Origin of the sequence: Acidomonas methanolica (genome assembly GCF_004346035.1) — a bacterium.
Classification (GTDB): domain Bacteria; phylum Pseudomonadota; class Alphaproteobacteria; order Acetobacterales; family Acetobacteraceae; genus Acidomonas; species Acidomonas methanolica.
Genome location: NZ_SLZN01000019.1, coordinates 12,804 through 27,468 on the forward strand (window position 1 = coordinate 12,804; position 14,665 = coordinate 27,468).

Sequence of the window (14,665 nt, forward strand, 5' to 3'; positions counted from 1 at the left end):
ATCCGGTCAGATATGTAGCACGGCGCCGGTGTCATGCCGGCTGGCCATGCAGGCTTCGGCGTCGGTCTTGAAATCGCGCCCGTAGAACGGGAAGATTTTCAACAACGCGTCGCGCCATTCGGAGGCGAGACGATCGCCGAAGCACGTCTCCGCCACCTGCAGGGCGATCGACCCGGCGATGGACGCGCCCGGCGAGGCGCCGAGCACCGCGACCAGCGAATTGTCGCCCGCGCGGACGATTTCCGTGCCGAATTTCAGTACGCCGCGCCCGTTTTCCTTCTTGATGATCTGCACCCGCTGTCCCGCGACCGCGCGCTGCCACTGCGGCTGCGAGGCGTCGGGGTAGTAGTCCAGCAGCGCCGAGAAGCGCTGGCTGTCGCTCTGCACAACCTGCTCGACCAGATATTTGACCAGCGCGACGTTATCCATGCCCACCTGGAGCATGGGCAGGATATTGTCCGGCCGCGTGGCGCCGGGCAGATCCGTCCAGGAGCCGCGCTTGAGGAATTTCGTCGTGAAGCCCGCATAGGGCCCGAAGAGCAGATAGCGCCGCCCGTCGATGACGCGCGTGTCGAGATGCGGAACCGACATGGGCGGCGAGCCGACCGCCGCCTTGCCATAGACCTTGGCGAAATGCCGCGCGGCGAGATCGGGATCGTCACAGCGCAGCCACTGGCCGCTGACGGGAAACCCGGCATAGCCGTGCGCCTCGGGAAGATGCGCGGCCTGAAGCATTTTCAGCGCCGCCCCGCCCGCGCCGACGAAGACGAAACCGGCGGAGACGGAAACAGTCTTGCCCGTCCCGATCTCGCGCGCCGTGACGCGCCAGCGACCGTCCGCCTCGCGGCTGAGCCCCGTGACCTGATGCCGATACTGCACGGACATCCCGCCCATCGGCGCCAGACGGCCGAAAAGGGCACGGGTCAGGGCGCCGAAATCCACGTCCGTTCCCGCCATGGTGCGCGTCGCGGCCAGGGGCTGCGCGCGATCGCGCCCCTGCATGACCAGCGGCGCCCATTGCGCGATGATGTCGGGGTCTTCCGTATACTCCATGCCCGCGAAGCAGTGATGGGCGGACATGGCGTCGTACCGCGCGCGCAGGAAGGCGACGTTCTTCTGCCCCCAGACGAAGCTCATATGCGGGCAGGTGCGGATGAAGCGCGCCGGATCGTCGATCCAGCCCTCGCGCACCCAATGCGCCCAGAGCTGGCGGGAGATGTCGAACTCGGTGTTCACGTCCAGCGCCTTGGAAATATCGACGCTGCCGTCGGGGCGCTGGGAGGTGTAGTTCAGCTCGCAATAGGCGGCGTGTCCCGTGCCCGCGTTGTTCCAGGCCTGCGAGCTTTCGAGCCCGCAGGCATCCAGCGTCTCGAAGGCGGCGATGCTCAGCGCGGGATCGAGCGAGCGGATCAGCGCCGCGAAACTGGCGCTCATCACGCCCGCGCCGATCAGCACGATGTCAGGCCGTTCAGGCAGGGGAGAGGACATTGCGAACGAACTCCGTCAAAAAGGCCGGGCCGGCAAGAAACGGAACGCGCCGGGAGACGCGCACCGGCCCGCACTGCGTTCCGGCACGCCCCGGCGCGCGGTCGAAACGGAAACTAGCGGACAAGTTCCGCGCGGTCGATGCCGCGCGGAATGCCCCGCCCGTCAGGCCGGAAGCATGCTGCCGGTCTCGACGAAACGCTGATGGAAGGACAGCGCCTCGTTGAGCAGTGTCGGCGCGTGCAGACCATAGGAACTGCGGAGCGCGCGACGATAATAGTCCTCCAGCAGCGGCTGGTAGTCCGGGTGCACGCAGTTGGCGATGATCGCCTCGGCGCGCTTGCGCGGGGCGAGGCCGCGCAGATCGGCAAGGCCCATCTCCGTCACCAGGACGTCGACGTCCTGCGTCAAATGGTCCGTATGGGCCACATGCGGGACGATCGAGGAGATCTTGCCGCCCTTGGCCACGGAGGGCGTGACGAAGATCGAGATATAGGAGTTGCGAGCGAAATCGCCCGATCCGCCGATCCCGTTCTGCATCCGCGACCCCATGACATGGGTGGAGTTCACGTTGCCGAAGATGTCGGCCTCGATCAGGCTGTTCATGGCGATGCAGCCGAGGCGGCGGATGACTTCCGCACTGTTGCTGACATCCTGCGGACGCAGGATCAGACGGCCGCGATAGTTCCCCATATTGGCGTTGATCTTCTCCGCCGCCTCGGGGCTGAGCGAGAAGGCCGTGGCCGAGGCGACGGTCAGCTTGCCGCAATCGAGCAGGTCGAGCATCCCGTCCTGAATGACCTCCGTATAGGCGGTCATGTTCTCGAAGGGCGAATCGACCAGCCCGGCCAGCACGGCGTTGGCGACATTGCCGACGCCCGACTGGAGCGGCAGGAGGTGCTCGGGCAGGCGGCCCTTCTTCACCTCGTTGCCGAGGAAGTCGAGCAGATAGCCCGCGATCTTGCGCGCGCCCTCGTCCGCGGCCTTGAACGGCGCGTTGCGGTCCGGAAGCTCCGCCTCGACCACGGCGACGATCTTCTCGGGGTCGCAGGTGAGATAGTGCGTGCCGATCAGGTCGCTGGGCTTGGTCAGCGGGATCGGCTTGCGGTCCGGCGGCAGGCCGAAATCATAGATGTCATGGATGCCGTCGAGATCGAGGGACTGCCAGTGGCTGACCTCGATGATGACCTTCTTCGCCAGTTTCAGCCAGGTCACGTTGTTGCCGATCGACGAGGAGGGCACGAGCGTACCGTCCTCGTTGATGGCCGAGACCTCGATGACGGCGACGTCCATATCCCCCAGCACGCCCTGATCGGCGAACTGCGCGACCTGGCCGAGATGGATGTCGAGGAAATCCGTCTCGCCGTTATTGATGCGGTCGCGGCAGGCGGGGTCGGTGTTGAAGGGCGAGCGGAAGCTCATCCCGTTCGCCTTCCCCAGCGCGCCGTCCAGTTCCGGCCCCGTCGAGGCGCCCGTCAGGACGCTGATCCGGAACGGATCGCCCTTGTCATGGGCGGCCTGCATCTGCTCGGCGAGCGCCGTCGGCACGGCCTTGGGATAGCCCGAGCCGGTGAAGCCACTCATGCCGACGACCATGCCGTCCTTGATGAACGCCGCCGCCTCGGCCGCGCTCATCACCTTTTTCCGCAGGGAGGCGCTGCGAATACGCTCTGCCATTTTCTCGTGCGCTCCTTACGCGGCCTCGGTCATGCCGCGCAGCACGTACGGCAGGATGCCGCCATGGCGGTAGTAATTGACCTCGTCCAGTGTGTCGATGCGGCAGAGCAGCGTCACGTCCTCGGTGCTGCCGTCCGCGCGGGTGATGGTGAGGGTCGCGTTCATGCGCGGGGTGATCTCGGTCAGCCCCGTGATGGACAGCGTCTCGGTGCCGTCGAGCTTCAGCGTCTTGCGGTTCACGCCTTCGGGGAAGACGAGCGGCAGGACGCCCATGCCGACGAGGTTGGAACGGTGGATGCGCTCGAAGCTCTCGGCGATGACCGCCTTGATGCCCAGCAGCTTCGTGCCCTTCGCCGCCCAGTCGCGCGAGGAGCCCATGCCATATTCCTTGCCGCCGATGACGATCAGCGGCACGCCCTCGGCCTTGTAGCGCTCGGCCACGTCATAGATCGCGCCGACCTCGCCGTCCGGCAGATGCTTGGACATGCCGCCCTCGATGCCCGGCAGCATCTCGTTGCGGATGCGGATGTTGGCGAAGGTGCCGCGCACCATCACGCGGTCGTTGCCGCGACGCGAGCCGTAGGAATTATAGTCCGCGACCGCGACCTGATGCTCGCTCAGGAAGCGCCCGGCGGGGGAGGACGGCTTGATCGAACCGGCCGGGGAGATGTGGTCGGTCGTCACGTTGTCGGCCAGCAGGGCGAGGATACGGGCGTTGACGATGTCGCTCGTCTGGCCCGGCTCCTTGGTCAGCCCCTCGAAATAGGGCGGCTGCTGGATGTAGGTCGAACCCGCCGACCAGGCGAAGCGGCGCGCGTCGGAGGCGACGTCCAGCGCCTGCCACTGATGCGTGCCTTCCGTCACATGGCCGTAGCGCTCGACGAAATCCGCGCGGGTGACGGAGCTGGCGACGAGGTCCGCCACTTCCTTCGCCGTCGGCCAGATGTCGCGCAGGTAGACGGGCTGGCCGTCCTTGCCGGTGCCGATCGCCTCGGTGGTGATGTCCTTGCGCATCGTGCCGAGCAGCGCATAGGCGACGACCAGCGGCGGCGAGGCGAGGTAGTTGGCGCGCACGTTCGGGGAGATGCGCCCCTCGAAATTGCGGTTGCCGGAGAGCACCGACGTCGCGACAAGACCGTTATTCTCGATCGCATCGACGATCGGCTGCGCCAACGGGCCGGAATTGCCGATGCAGGTAGTGCAGCCATAGCCGACCGTCTCGAAACCGAGCGCGTCGAGATCCTTCGACAGCCCCGCCTTGTCGAGATAATCCGTCACGACCTGCGAGCCGGGGGCCAGCGAGGTCTTCACCCAGGGCTTCGGCTTCAGGCCGAGCGCGTGCGCCTTGCGCGCGACGAGACCGGCGGCCACCAGAACGGCGGGGTTCGAGGTGTTGGTGCAGGAGGTGATCGCGGCGATCACCACGTCGCCCTGGCCGAGATCGTAATCGGTCCCGGCGACGGGGAAGCGCTGCTCCACCACGTCCGGCTTCACGCCGAGGCTGCCGGTCAGCTCCGTCTCGAAGGCGGAGGCGGCCTTGGTGAGATCGACGCGGTCCTGCGGGCGCTTCGGCCCGGCCAGCGAGGGGACGATCGTGGCGAGGTCGAGCGTCAGGACCTTGGTGAAGACCGGCTCCGGCGAGGATTCCTCGCGGAACATGCCCTGCGCCTTCAGATACGCTTCCGTCAGCTTGACGCGATGTTCGTCGCGCCCGGTCTGACGCAGATAGTCGAGCGTCAGCGCATCGACGGGGAAGAAGCCGCAGGTCGCGCCGTATTCCGGGGCCATGTTGGCGATCGTCGCGCGATCGGCGACCGGCAGATGGTCGAGCGCGGGGCCGAAGAACTCGACGAACTTGCCGACCACGCCTTCCTTGCGGAGCATCTGGGTGATCGTCAGCACGAGGTCCGTCGCCGTCGCGCCCTCGGGCAGCCTGCCGTCGAGGCGCACGCCGATCACGTCGGGGATAAGCATGGCGATGGGCTGGCCGAGCATCGCGGCCTCGGCCTCGATGCCGCCGACGCCCCAGCCGAGCACGCCCATGCCGTTGACCATGGTGGTGTGGCTGTCCGTGCCGAACAGCGTGTCGGGATAGGCATAGTCCTGCCCGCCGACCTGGGCGGTCCAGACGGCCTGGGCGAGATATTCCAGGTTCACCTGGTGACAGATGCCCGCGCCCGGCGGCACGACGCGGAAGTTCTCGAACGCCTCCTGGCCCCAGCGCAGGAACGCATAACGCTCGCCGTTGCGCTCGAACTCGATCTCGACGTTCCGCTCCAGCGCGTCCTTCGAGCCGAACACGTCCACCATGACCGAATGGTCGATGACGAGATCGACGGGCACCAGCGGGTTCACCTTCTCCACGTCACCGCCGAGCGAGACGATGCCGTCGCGCATCGCCGCGAGATCGACGACGGCGGGAACGCCGGTGAAGTCCTGCATCAGGATGCGCGCGGGCTTGAAGGGCACTTCCTTCGTGGAAGTGCCGGCCTTCACCCAGTCCGCGACGGACTGCGCGTCCTCCGTCGTGTAGCTCGCGCCGTCCTCGAAGCGCAGGACGTTCTCCAGCAGGACCTTGAGGCTGACGGGGAGGCGGGAGACGTCGCCCAGGCTCCTGCCAGCCTCGGGGAGCGAGAAATAACGATACGTCTTCCCGTCCACGTCCAGCGTCCGGCCGACGCCCAGCTTGTCCTGACCCACCGATTTCATCGGGTGCTCTCCTCAAACGTTCCTGAATACAGACTCAACGGCAGCGGGGCGTCAGCCGCGCTCACCGATCGGCACGAACGCGCGCTGCGCCGCACCGGTATAGATCTGGCGCGGGCGGCTGATGCGCTGTCCGGGCTGCTCGATCATTTCCTTCCACTGGCTGACCCAGCCGACCGTGCGCGCGACCGCGAAAAGGACGGTGAACATCGAGGTCGGGATTCCCATCGCCTTGAGGATGATGCCCGAGTAGAAATCGACGTTCGGATACAGCTTGCGCTCGACGAAATAGTCGTCCTCCAGCGCGATCCGCTCCAGCTCCATCGCGAGTTCGAGCTGCGGCTCGTGCCGGATGCCGAGTTCGCCCAGCACCTCCTGACAGGTGCGCTGCATGATCTTCGCGCGCGGATCGAAATTCTTGTAGACGCGGTGGCCGAAGCCCATCAGCTTCACCCCGTCCTCCTTGTTCTTCACCTTGCGGATGAACTCGGGCACCTGGCTCTTGTCGCCGATCTCCCCGAGCATCTTGAGCACGGCCTCGTTCGCGCCGCCATGGGCCGGGCCCCACAGCGCGGCGATGCCGGCGGCGATGCAGGCGAAGGGATTGGCGCCCGTCGAGCCCGCGATCCGCACCGTGGAGGTGGAGGCGTTCTGCTCGTGATCCGCATGGAGGATCAGGATGCGGTCCATGGCCTTCGCGAAGACCGGATTCACCTTGTAGTTCGGCTCCGAGGGGAGCGCGAACATCATGTGCATGAAATTCTCGGCGAAGCCGAGCCGGTTGTCCGGATAGACGAAGGGGAAGCCCTGCGAATAGCTGAACGCCCAGGCTGCGATGGTGGGCATCTTCGCGATCAGGCGCAGCGCGGCGAGGTCGCGATGCTCCTGCTTCGTCATGTTCAGGCTGTCATGATAAAAGGCCGAGAGCGCGCCGACCGTGCCGCAGAGCATCGCCATCGGATGGGCATCCCGGCGGAACCCGTTGAAGAAATTGCGGATCTGCTCGTGCAGCATGGTGTGGTGCTTGAGCGTGTCGTCGAACGCCGTCAGCTCGGCGGCCGTGGGAAGCTCGCCGTTCAGCAGGAGATAGGCCACCTCGGGGAAGGTGGCCTTCTCGGAAAGCGCCTCGATCGGATAGCCGCGGTGAAGCAGGATGCCCTTGTCACCGTCGATGAAGGTGATCCTGCTCTCGCAGGCCGCCGTGTTGCCGAAGCCGGGATCGAACGTGACGAGATCGTCCCCGCCGAACAGCTTGCGGATGTCGATGGCGTCCGCGCCCAGCGTCCCGCTGACGCGCGGGAGCGAGAGGGAGGCTCCATCCTTCGGCGTCAGCGAATAGAACCCGCTTTCGGTCTTCACCGTATCCATGACCTGACTCTCTCCCCGTCGCACCGAACTGTCATTCCGACCGTCGCCCCTTCCCTGCCCTCATCACCGGAGCCCGTGACCGGAAACGGATCGCTGCCGGGCATCTTGGGCGATCCGCGGGGACCTGTCCTCTTATGCGGATGAATAAGGTTTATACCTTCTTTGTGGCTGTTCTTCAGAGGATAAGGGTCCAAAATCCGGTTCGAAACATTATTTGCCGTGACTTTTGGCGGGTTTCCGCAAGGCTCTTCACAGCTTTCGTTCGATTTATCACACAAAAACGTGATGATCCAGCGGCAAGCTTGCGGGGGTCCGGCAGACGGAACGAGACGGACGAAAATGAGGACGGGCGATGGGTGTTGAGATGATCGCTTCGGCTCTGAATGGCGCGAATGCCGCCTTCCTGGCCGATCAATACCGCCGCTGGGTGCGGGATCCCGGCAGCGTCGATCAAAGCTTCGCCACCCTGTTCGACACGCTCGGCGACGAGGACCGGGCGATTCTCGGCGATACGGCCGGGGTGACATGGAAGCGGGACGGCAGCGGGCTGGACCTCGACGTCGCCTTCAGTCCCGCCGAGTCGGGGCAGGCCATCCAGGGGCAGGTTCCGCAAGCCGGGAGCGCGTCGCCGGAGGCGCTTCACGCCGCCCTGCGCGACAGCCTGCGCGCCCAGCGTCTCGTCGCGGCCTGGCGCGCCAAGGGCCATCTCGCCGCCCGGCTCGACCCCCTCGGCCTCCGGCAGCGCACGCCCGATCCTGAACTCGACCCCGCCTGGTACGGCTTCACCGCGGCGGATCTGTCCCGCACCGTCTGGCTGGGCGAGACGCTCACCTCACTGATGGGCTGCGAAAGCGCGACGCTCGGCGCGGTGGTGGAAACGCTGCGGACCATCTATGCCGGGACGGCAGGGGTCGAATACGCCCATATCGCCGACGCGACGCGGCGCGAGTGGATTCGCAGCCGCGTGGAACATGCGGCGCTGCACGGCTGGGCCGATATCGCGGCCCGCCGCACGATTCTCCAGCAACTCACCGAGGCGGAAGGGTTCGAGACCTTCTGCGCCAAGCGGTATGTCGGCGTGAAGCGCTTCGGGCTGGAGGGCGGCGAGATCACCATTCCGGCCCTGCACGCCATCATCGGCGAGGCCGTCACCGCCGGAGTGGGCGAGGTGGTGATCGGGATGCCGCATCGCGGCCGCCTCAACACGCTGGTCAATATCGTCCGCAAGCCCTTCGTCGCCATGTTCAGCGAATTCGCCGGAGCGAGCTTCAAGCCGGACGACGTGGCCGGGTCGGGCGACGTGAAATACCACCTCGGCAGTTCGACCGATCTCGATCTGGAAGGCCATGTGGTGCATGTCTCCCTCCAGCCGAACCCGTCGCATCTGGAGGCCGTCGATCCCGTCGTCGCGGGCAAGGTCCGGGCGCGGCAGGACGCGGCGGGCGACACGGAGGCGCGGCGGTCCGTCCTGGGTATCGTCATGCATGGCGACGCCGCCTTCGCGGGTCAGGGCATCGTGTATGAAACCCTGGCGATGAGCGAACTGTCCGGCTACCGCACCGGCGGCACCATCCATCTCGTGGTGAACAACCAGATCGGCTTCACCACCAATCCGTGCGACGGGTATTCGGGGCTCTACGGCACGGATATCGCCCGCTCGATCCAGGCGCCGGTCTTCCACGTGAACGGCGACGACGCCGAGGCCGTGGTGTTTTTCGCGCGTCTCGCGGCGGCCTATCGGCAGACCTTCGGCTCCGACGCGGTACTGGATATCGTGTGCTATCGCCGCCACGGCCATAACGAGTCGGACGAGCCCGCCTTCACCCAGCCGGTGATGTACAAGGCCATCCGCACCCATGAAACGGCCCGCACGCTCTATGCCCGCAAGCTCGTGGCCGACGGTGTGCTCACCGAGGCCGAGGCGCAGGCGGGCTGGGACGCGTTCCAGGAGAAGATGGACTCGGCCTACGCGGCCGCCCAGACCTACAAGCCCAACAAGGCGGACTGGCTCGAAGGCTGCTGGTCCGGCCTGCGCCCCCTGAGCGGCGCCGACCTGGCCGACCAGCCCGTGACCGGCGTGCCGGCCGAGATGCTCCGGTCGGTCGGGGCCGCGCTCTCCGCCGTGCCCGGCACATTCGACGTCAATCCGAAGATCGCCCGCCAGCTCGCGGCGAAGGCGGCGATGTTCGAGTCGGGCGAGGGGTTCGACTGGGCGACGGGCGAGGCGCTGGCTTTCGGCGCGCTGCTCGTCGAGGGGCACGCGATCCGTCTTTCGGGCGAGGACTGCAAGCGCGGCACGTTCAGCCACCGCCATGCGGTGCTGACGGACCAGACGACCCAGGCCGAATACACGCCCCTGAACCATGTCCGCGATCTTCAGGCGCGCATCGAGGTCCACAACTCGCTGCTCTCCGAATTCGCGGTGCTCGGGTACGAATACGGTTACACCATGGCCGCCCCGCAGACACTCGTCCTGTGGGAGGCGCAGTTCGGCGATTTCGCCAACGGCGCGCAGGTCATCATCGACCAGTTCATCGCGGCGGGCGAGACGAAATGGCTGCGCATGTCCGGCCTCGTGCTGCTGCTGCCGCATGGTTATGAAGGACAGGGGCCGGAACATTCCTCCGCGCGGCTCGAACGGTATCTTCAGCTCTGCGCCGAGGACAACATGTTCGTGTGCAACCTGACGACGCCCGCGAATTATTTCCACGCCCTGCGCCGCCAGATCGTGGCGGAATATCGCAAGCCGCTGATCGTCATGGCGCCGAAATCGCTGCTGCGCCACCGCCTCGCCACCAGCACGCTGGCGGAGATGGGCGCGGGCACGCGCTTCCGCCCCGTGCTGGAGGAGATCGATCCGATCGACCCCGCCAGGACGCGGCGGGTGGTGCTGTGCTCCGGCAAGGTCTATTACGATCTCCTTGCCGAGCGGCGCGCGCGCAAGCTGGAGGACGTCGCCATCCTGCGTCTCGAACAGATCTATCCGTTCCCCGAGCGGGATCTGGCCGAGGCGCTGAAGCCCTATGCCGGGGCGCGCGTCGTCTGGTGTCAGGAGGAGCCTCAGAACATGGGCGGTTGGCAGTTCGTCGATCGGCGGATCGAGACCGTGCTGCGGCAGGTCGGGAACGCATCGGACTGGCCTGGCTATGCGGGGCGCATGGCGGCCGCCAGCCCGGCCACGGGCAGCGCGAGGGTTCACGCCGAACAGCAGGCGCGTCTCGTCAACGCCGCGCTCGGCGTCGCGTAGTTTAGAGCAGATACGGAGACATCCGGGCGTCGCCCGGGAAGTGCGAGGGAGTTACATGTCCGTCGAGATCAAGGTGCCCACTCTGGGCGAAAGCGTCGTGTCCGCCATCGTCGCGCGCTGGCTGAAGCAGCCCGGCGATACGGTCTCCGCCGATGAGCCCGTGGTCGAACTCGAAACCGACAAGGTCTCCGTCGAGGTCGGCGGGCCCAGGGACGGCGTCCTCGGCGATCACGTCGTGGCCGAAGGCGCCGAGGTCGAGGTCGGCGCGCTGCTGGCGACGCTGGAAGAAGCCGGCGCAGCACCCGGCAAGACGCCCAAGGCGGCCGCCGCGCCAGCCCCGGCGAAAACCGCCCCGGCCCCCGCGAAGCCTGCTCCCGTGACGTCCGCTCCCGCCGCGTCCGGCGCCCCGGCCTTCCCGGCGGCGGCGAAGATGATGAAGGAAAGCGGCATCGCCCCCGGCCAGATCGCCGCCGGATCGGGCAAGGACGGCCGTGTCACCAAGGGCGACGTGATGGCCTTCCGCGACAGCCCGCCGCCCGCGACGCCGGCTGCGGCCCCCTCAGCCCCGCCGCGTCAGGACGATCCGCGCGAGGAGCGCGTCCGCATGACGCGCCTGCGCAGCACGATCGCCGCGCGGTTGAAGGAGGCGCAGAACACGGCCGCCATCCTGACCACCTTCAACGAGGTGGACATGTCGGCCGCCATGGCGATGCGCGCCGAGTTCAAGGAGGTCTTCGAGAAGCGTCACGGCGTGAAGCTCGGCTTCATGTCGATCTTCGCCCGCGCCTGCGTGGCGGCCCTGCGCGAATTCCCGGCGGTGAACGCCGAAATCAGCGGCCAGGACATCATCTATCGCCGCTACGTGAACATGGGCATCGCCGTGGGCGGCCCGAACGGGCTCGTCGTCCCGGTGGTGCGCGACATTCAGGACATGAATTTCGCCGAGATCGAGAAGGCGATCGGCGCGCTGGGCAAGAAGGCCCGCGAGGGCGCGCTGAAGCTCGACGATCTCTCGGGCGGCACGTTCAGCGTCACCAATGGCGGCATCTACGGCTCGCTGATGTCCACGCCGATCCTGAACCCGCCGCAATCCGGCATTCTGGGCATGCACAAGATTCAGGATCGTCCGATCGCGGTGAACGGCAAGGTCGAGATCCGGCCGATGATGTACATCGCCCTGTCCTACGATCACCGCATCATCGACGGCAAGGAGGCGGTCAGCTTCCTCGTCCGTGTCAAGGAAGGCGTGGAGGAGCCGCGCCGGCTGCTGCTGGATCTCTGATCCCGCCCCGCCGCACGGTCTTTTCCCTCCACACAAGGACGACGCAGCAATGGCTGTTGAAATCAAGGTTCCGGCACTCGGCGAAAGTGTGACGACGGCGATCGTCGCACGCTGGCTGAAGCAGCCGGGCGAAAGCGTCGCCGCCGACGAGGCGGTGGCGGAGCTCGAAACGGACAAGGTGAGCGTCACCGTCCCGGCCCCCGCGGCGGGCGCGATGGGCGCGCATCTCGCGGCCGAAGGCGCGGAAGTCGGCATCGGCGCCGTGCTCGGCACGATCGAGGCGGGCGCCGCCGCTCCCGCCGGAGCGGCTCCGGCCAAGGCCGCCGCGCCCGTGTCCCAGCCCACGCCCGCTCCAGCTCCCGCCCCCAAGGCGCAAACGGAAGCCCCCGCCGGGGCGGATTACGACGTGCTCGTGATCGGCTCGGGGCCGGGCGGCTATGTCTGCGCCATCCGCGCGGCGCAGCTCGGCTTCAGGGTCGCCTGCGTCGAGAAGCGCGAGACGCTGGGGGGCACCTGCCTGAATATCGGCTGCATCCCCTCCAAGGCGCTGCTGCAAAGCTCCGAGGAATATCACGCCGCCGGGCACGACTTCGCCCGGCACGGCATCGTCATCGAGAAGATGTCGCTCGATCTCGCCCGGATGCAGGCGAACAAGGACGAGGTCGTCTCGGCCAACACCAAGGGCGTCGAGTTCCTCTTCAAGAAGAACAACATCACCTGGCTCAAGGGCTTCGGCAAGGTGACGGCTCCTCATACCGTCGAGGTGGACGGCAAGCCCGTCACGGCGATGCATATCGTGATCGCGGCGGGCAGCGACTCCGCTCCGCTGCCGGGCATCGAGACGGACGAGAAACGCATCGTGACCTCGACCGGCGCCCTGGCGCTGGACGAGGTGCCGAAATCCATGCTGGTCGTCGGCGCGGGCGTGATCGGCCTCGAACTCGGCAGCGTCTGGAGCCGTCTCGGCGCCAAGGTGACGGTCGTGGAATTCCTCGACCGCATCGTGCCGGGCGTGGACAGCGAGATCGCCACCGCCTTCCAGCGCGTCCTGACCAAGCAGGGGCTGAAGTTCAAGCTGGGTCACAAGGTCACGAAGGCCCAGACGAAGGGCAAGGGCGTCGCCGTCACGATCGAGAAGGTGGCGGGCGATAAAGCGAAGGGCGGCGAGCCCGAGACGCTTGAGTTCGACGTGGTGCTGGTCGCCATCGGGCGCACCGCCGCGAGCAAGGGCATGGGGCTCGAGGAAGTCGGCGTGGCGCTGGACCCGCGCGGCCGCGTGATCGTGGACGAGCATTTCGCCACCAACGTCCCCGGCCTCTACGCCATCGGCGACGTGATCACCGGGCCGATGCTCGCGCACAAGGCCGAGGAAGAAGGCGTGGCCCTGGCGGAACTTCTGGCCAGCCAGGCCGGGCATGTGAATTACGGCGCCATCCCCGGCATCATCTACACATGGCCGGAAGTCGCCACCGTCGGCCGGACGGAGGACGAACTGAAGGCCGAGGGCGTGGACTACAGCGTCGGTAAGTTCCCCTTCACCGCCAATGGTCGCGCCCGCGCCATGGGCTGCACCGAAGGCTTCGTGAAGATCCTCGCGGACAGGAAGACGGACCGTCTGCTGGGCGCGCATATCCTCGGCCCCGATGCCGGGGCGCTGATCGCCGAGCTGGTGACGGCGCTCGAATTCGGTGCGTCGGCGGAGGATGTGGCCCGCGTCTGCCATGCTCATCCGACGCTCAGCGAGGCCGTCAAGGAGGCGGCTCTGGCGGTCGAAGGACGCGCCATCCACATCTGAACCGAGTTATCCGGCCCGGGCGCTCCGGCGCCGGGCCTCTTCTGACACGCAACAAGAAAAGAGAGGCGATCCATGTCCGAGAAAATTCCGGCGACCCTCATTCCCGGCGACGGCATCGGGCCGGAAATCACGGAGGCGGTGCTCACGGTGCTCGATGCGCTGGACGCACCCTTCGTGTGGGACCGTCAGCTTGCGGGCATGGCCGCCGTCGCGGAGCATGGTGATCCGCTGCCCAAGCCGACGCTGGAGTCCATCCGCAAGACCGGCCTTGCCCTGAAGGGGCCGCTGACCACGCCGGTCGGCGGCGGCTTCAAATCCATCAACGTGACGCTGCGTCGCGAATTCGAGCTCTTCGCCAATCTCCGCCCCGCCCATACGGTGATTCCCGGCGGGCGCTACGAGGATATCGACCTGATCCTCGTGCGTGAAAACCTCGAAGGCTATTACGCGGCGATGGAACATTACGTCGCGGTGGACGGCGACCCGCACGCCGTCGCGATCTCGACCGGCTACAACACCCGCGCCGAATGCCGCCGCATCGTGACCTTCGCGTTCGAATACGCGGTCAAGAACAACCGCAAGAAGGTCACGCTGGTCCACAAGGGCAACATCCTCAAATGCCTTACCGGCATCTTCCTCGAGGAAGGGCGCGAGGTCGCCAAGAACTATGTCGGCCGCGTGGAGGTGGATGAGCGCATCGTGGATGCCTGCGCCATGCAGCTCGTCATGAATCCGTGGCAGTTCGATGTCATCGTCACGACCAATCTGTTCGGCGATATCCTCTCCGACCAGATCGCGGGGCTGATCGGCGGGCTCGGCATGGCGCCGGGCGCGAATATCGGCACGGCCGGGGCGATGTTCGAGGCGGTGCACGGCTCCGCGCCGGATATCGCGGGGCAGAACCTCGCCAACCCCGTGGCGCTGCTGCTCGCCGCCGGGCTGATGCTGCGTCATGTCGGACGCGCGGATCTGGCCGAGCGCCTGCAAAGCGGCGTGGACCACACCTTCAACGTGGCGAAGGTCCGGACGCGCGATCTGGGCGGCGTCGCGGGCACGCGCGACCTGGCCGCGGCGATCGCCCAGGCTGTGCGCTGACCATGCGTTG

At 66.9% G+C, this 14,665-nt stretch carries 8 protein-coding genes; 4 read left to right on the forward strand and 4 right to left on the reverse strand.

Annotation, left to right across the window (positions count from 1 at the left end):
• Positions 1-6: 6 nt before the first annotated feature.
• From mqo to gltA, 4 genes are all read right to left on the reverse strand, one after another.
• Positions 7-1,488, reverse strand: coding sequence for a malate dehydrogenase (quinone) (gene mqo / locus EDC31_RS12485; protein ID WP_042060722.1), 1,482 nt, complete (start codon positions 1,486-1,488; stop codon positions 7-9).
• A gap of 162 nt (positions 1,489-1,650) precedes the next feature.
• Positions 1,651-3,162, reverse strand: coding sequence for an acetyl-CoA hydrolase/transferase family protein (locus tag EDC31_RS12490; protein WP_042060724.1), 1,512 nt, complete (start codon positions 3,160-3,162; stop codon positions 1,651-1,653).
• 15 nt (positions 3,163-3,177) lie between these two features.
• A complete protein-coding gene (gene acnA, locus EDC31_RS12495) occupies positions 3,178-5,871 on the reverse strand; it encodes an aconitate hydratase AcnA (RefSeq protein ID WP_042060727.1) in 2,694 nt (897 codons plus the stop codon).
• 51 nt (positions 5,872-5,922) lie between these two features.
• Positions 5,923-7,236 carry a citrate synthase gene (gltA, locus tag EDC31_RS12500; RefSeq protein ID WP_042060730.1) on the reverse strand — a complete coding sequence of 438 codons (1,314 nt, stop codon included), beginning with the start codon at positions 7,234-7,236 and terminating at the stop codon, positions 5,923-5,925.
• 364 nt (positions 7,237-7,600) lie between these two features.
• On the opposite strand from gltA, the gene EDC31_RS12505 reads away from it, so the two are divergent.
• The 4 genes from EDC31_RS12505 (at position 7,601) to EDC31_RS12520 (ending at position 14,655) form a co-directional block, all read left to right on the forward strand.
• Positions 7,601-10,483, forward strand: coding sequence for a 2-oxoglutarate dehydrogenase E1 component (locus tag EDC31_RS12505; protein ID WP_408812521.1), 2,883 nt, complete (start codon positions 7,601-7,603; stop codon positions 10,481-10,483).
• Positions 10,484-10,538: 55 nt separating this feature from the next.
• Positions 10,539-11,765 carry a 2-oxoglutarate dehydrogenase complex dihydrolipoyllysine-residue succinyltransferase gene (gene odhB, locus EDC31_RS12510; RefSeq protein WP_042060734.1) on the forward strand — a complete coding sequence of 409 codons (1,227 nt, stop codon included), beginning with the start codon at positions 10,539-10,541 and terminating at the stop codon, positions 11,763-11,765.
• A gap of 49 nt (positions 11,766-11,814) precedes the next feature.
• Positions 11,815-13,560, forward strand: a complete 1,746-nt coding sequence (gene lpdA / locus EDC31_RS12515) for a dihydrolipoyl dehydrogenase (protein WP_042060736.1) — start codon at positions 11,815-11,817, stop codon at positions 13,558-13,560.
• 72 nt (positions 13,561-13,632) lie between these two features.
• A complete protein-coding gene (locus tag EDC31_RS12520) occupies positions 13,633-14,655 on the forward strand; it encodes an isocitrate/isopropylmalate dehydrogenase family protein (RefSeq protein WP_042060739.1) in 1,023 nt (340 codons plus the stop codon).
• The last annotated feature ends 10 nt before the right edge of the window (positions 14,656-14,665 follow it).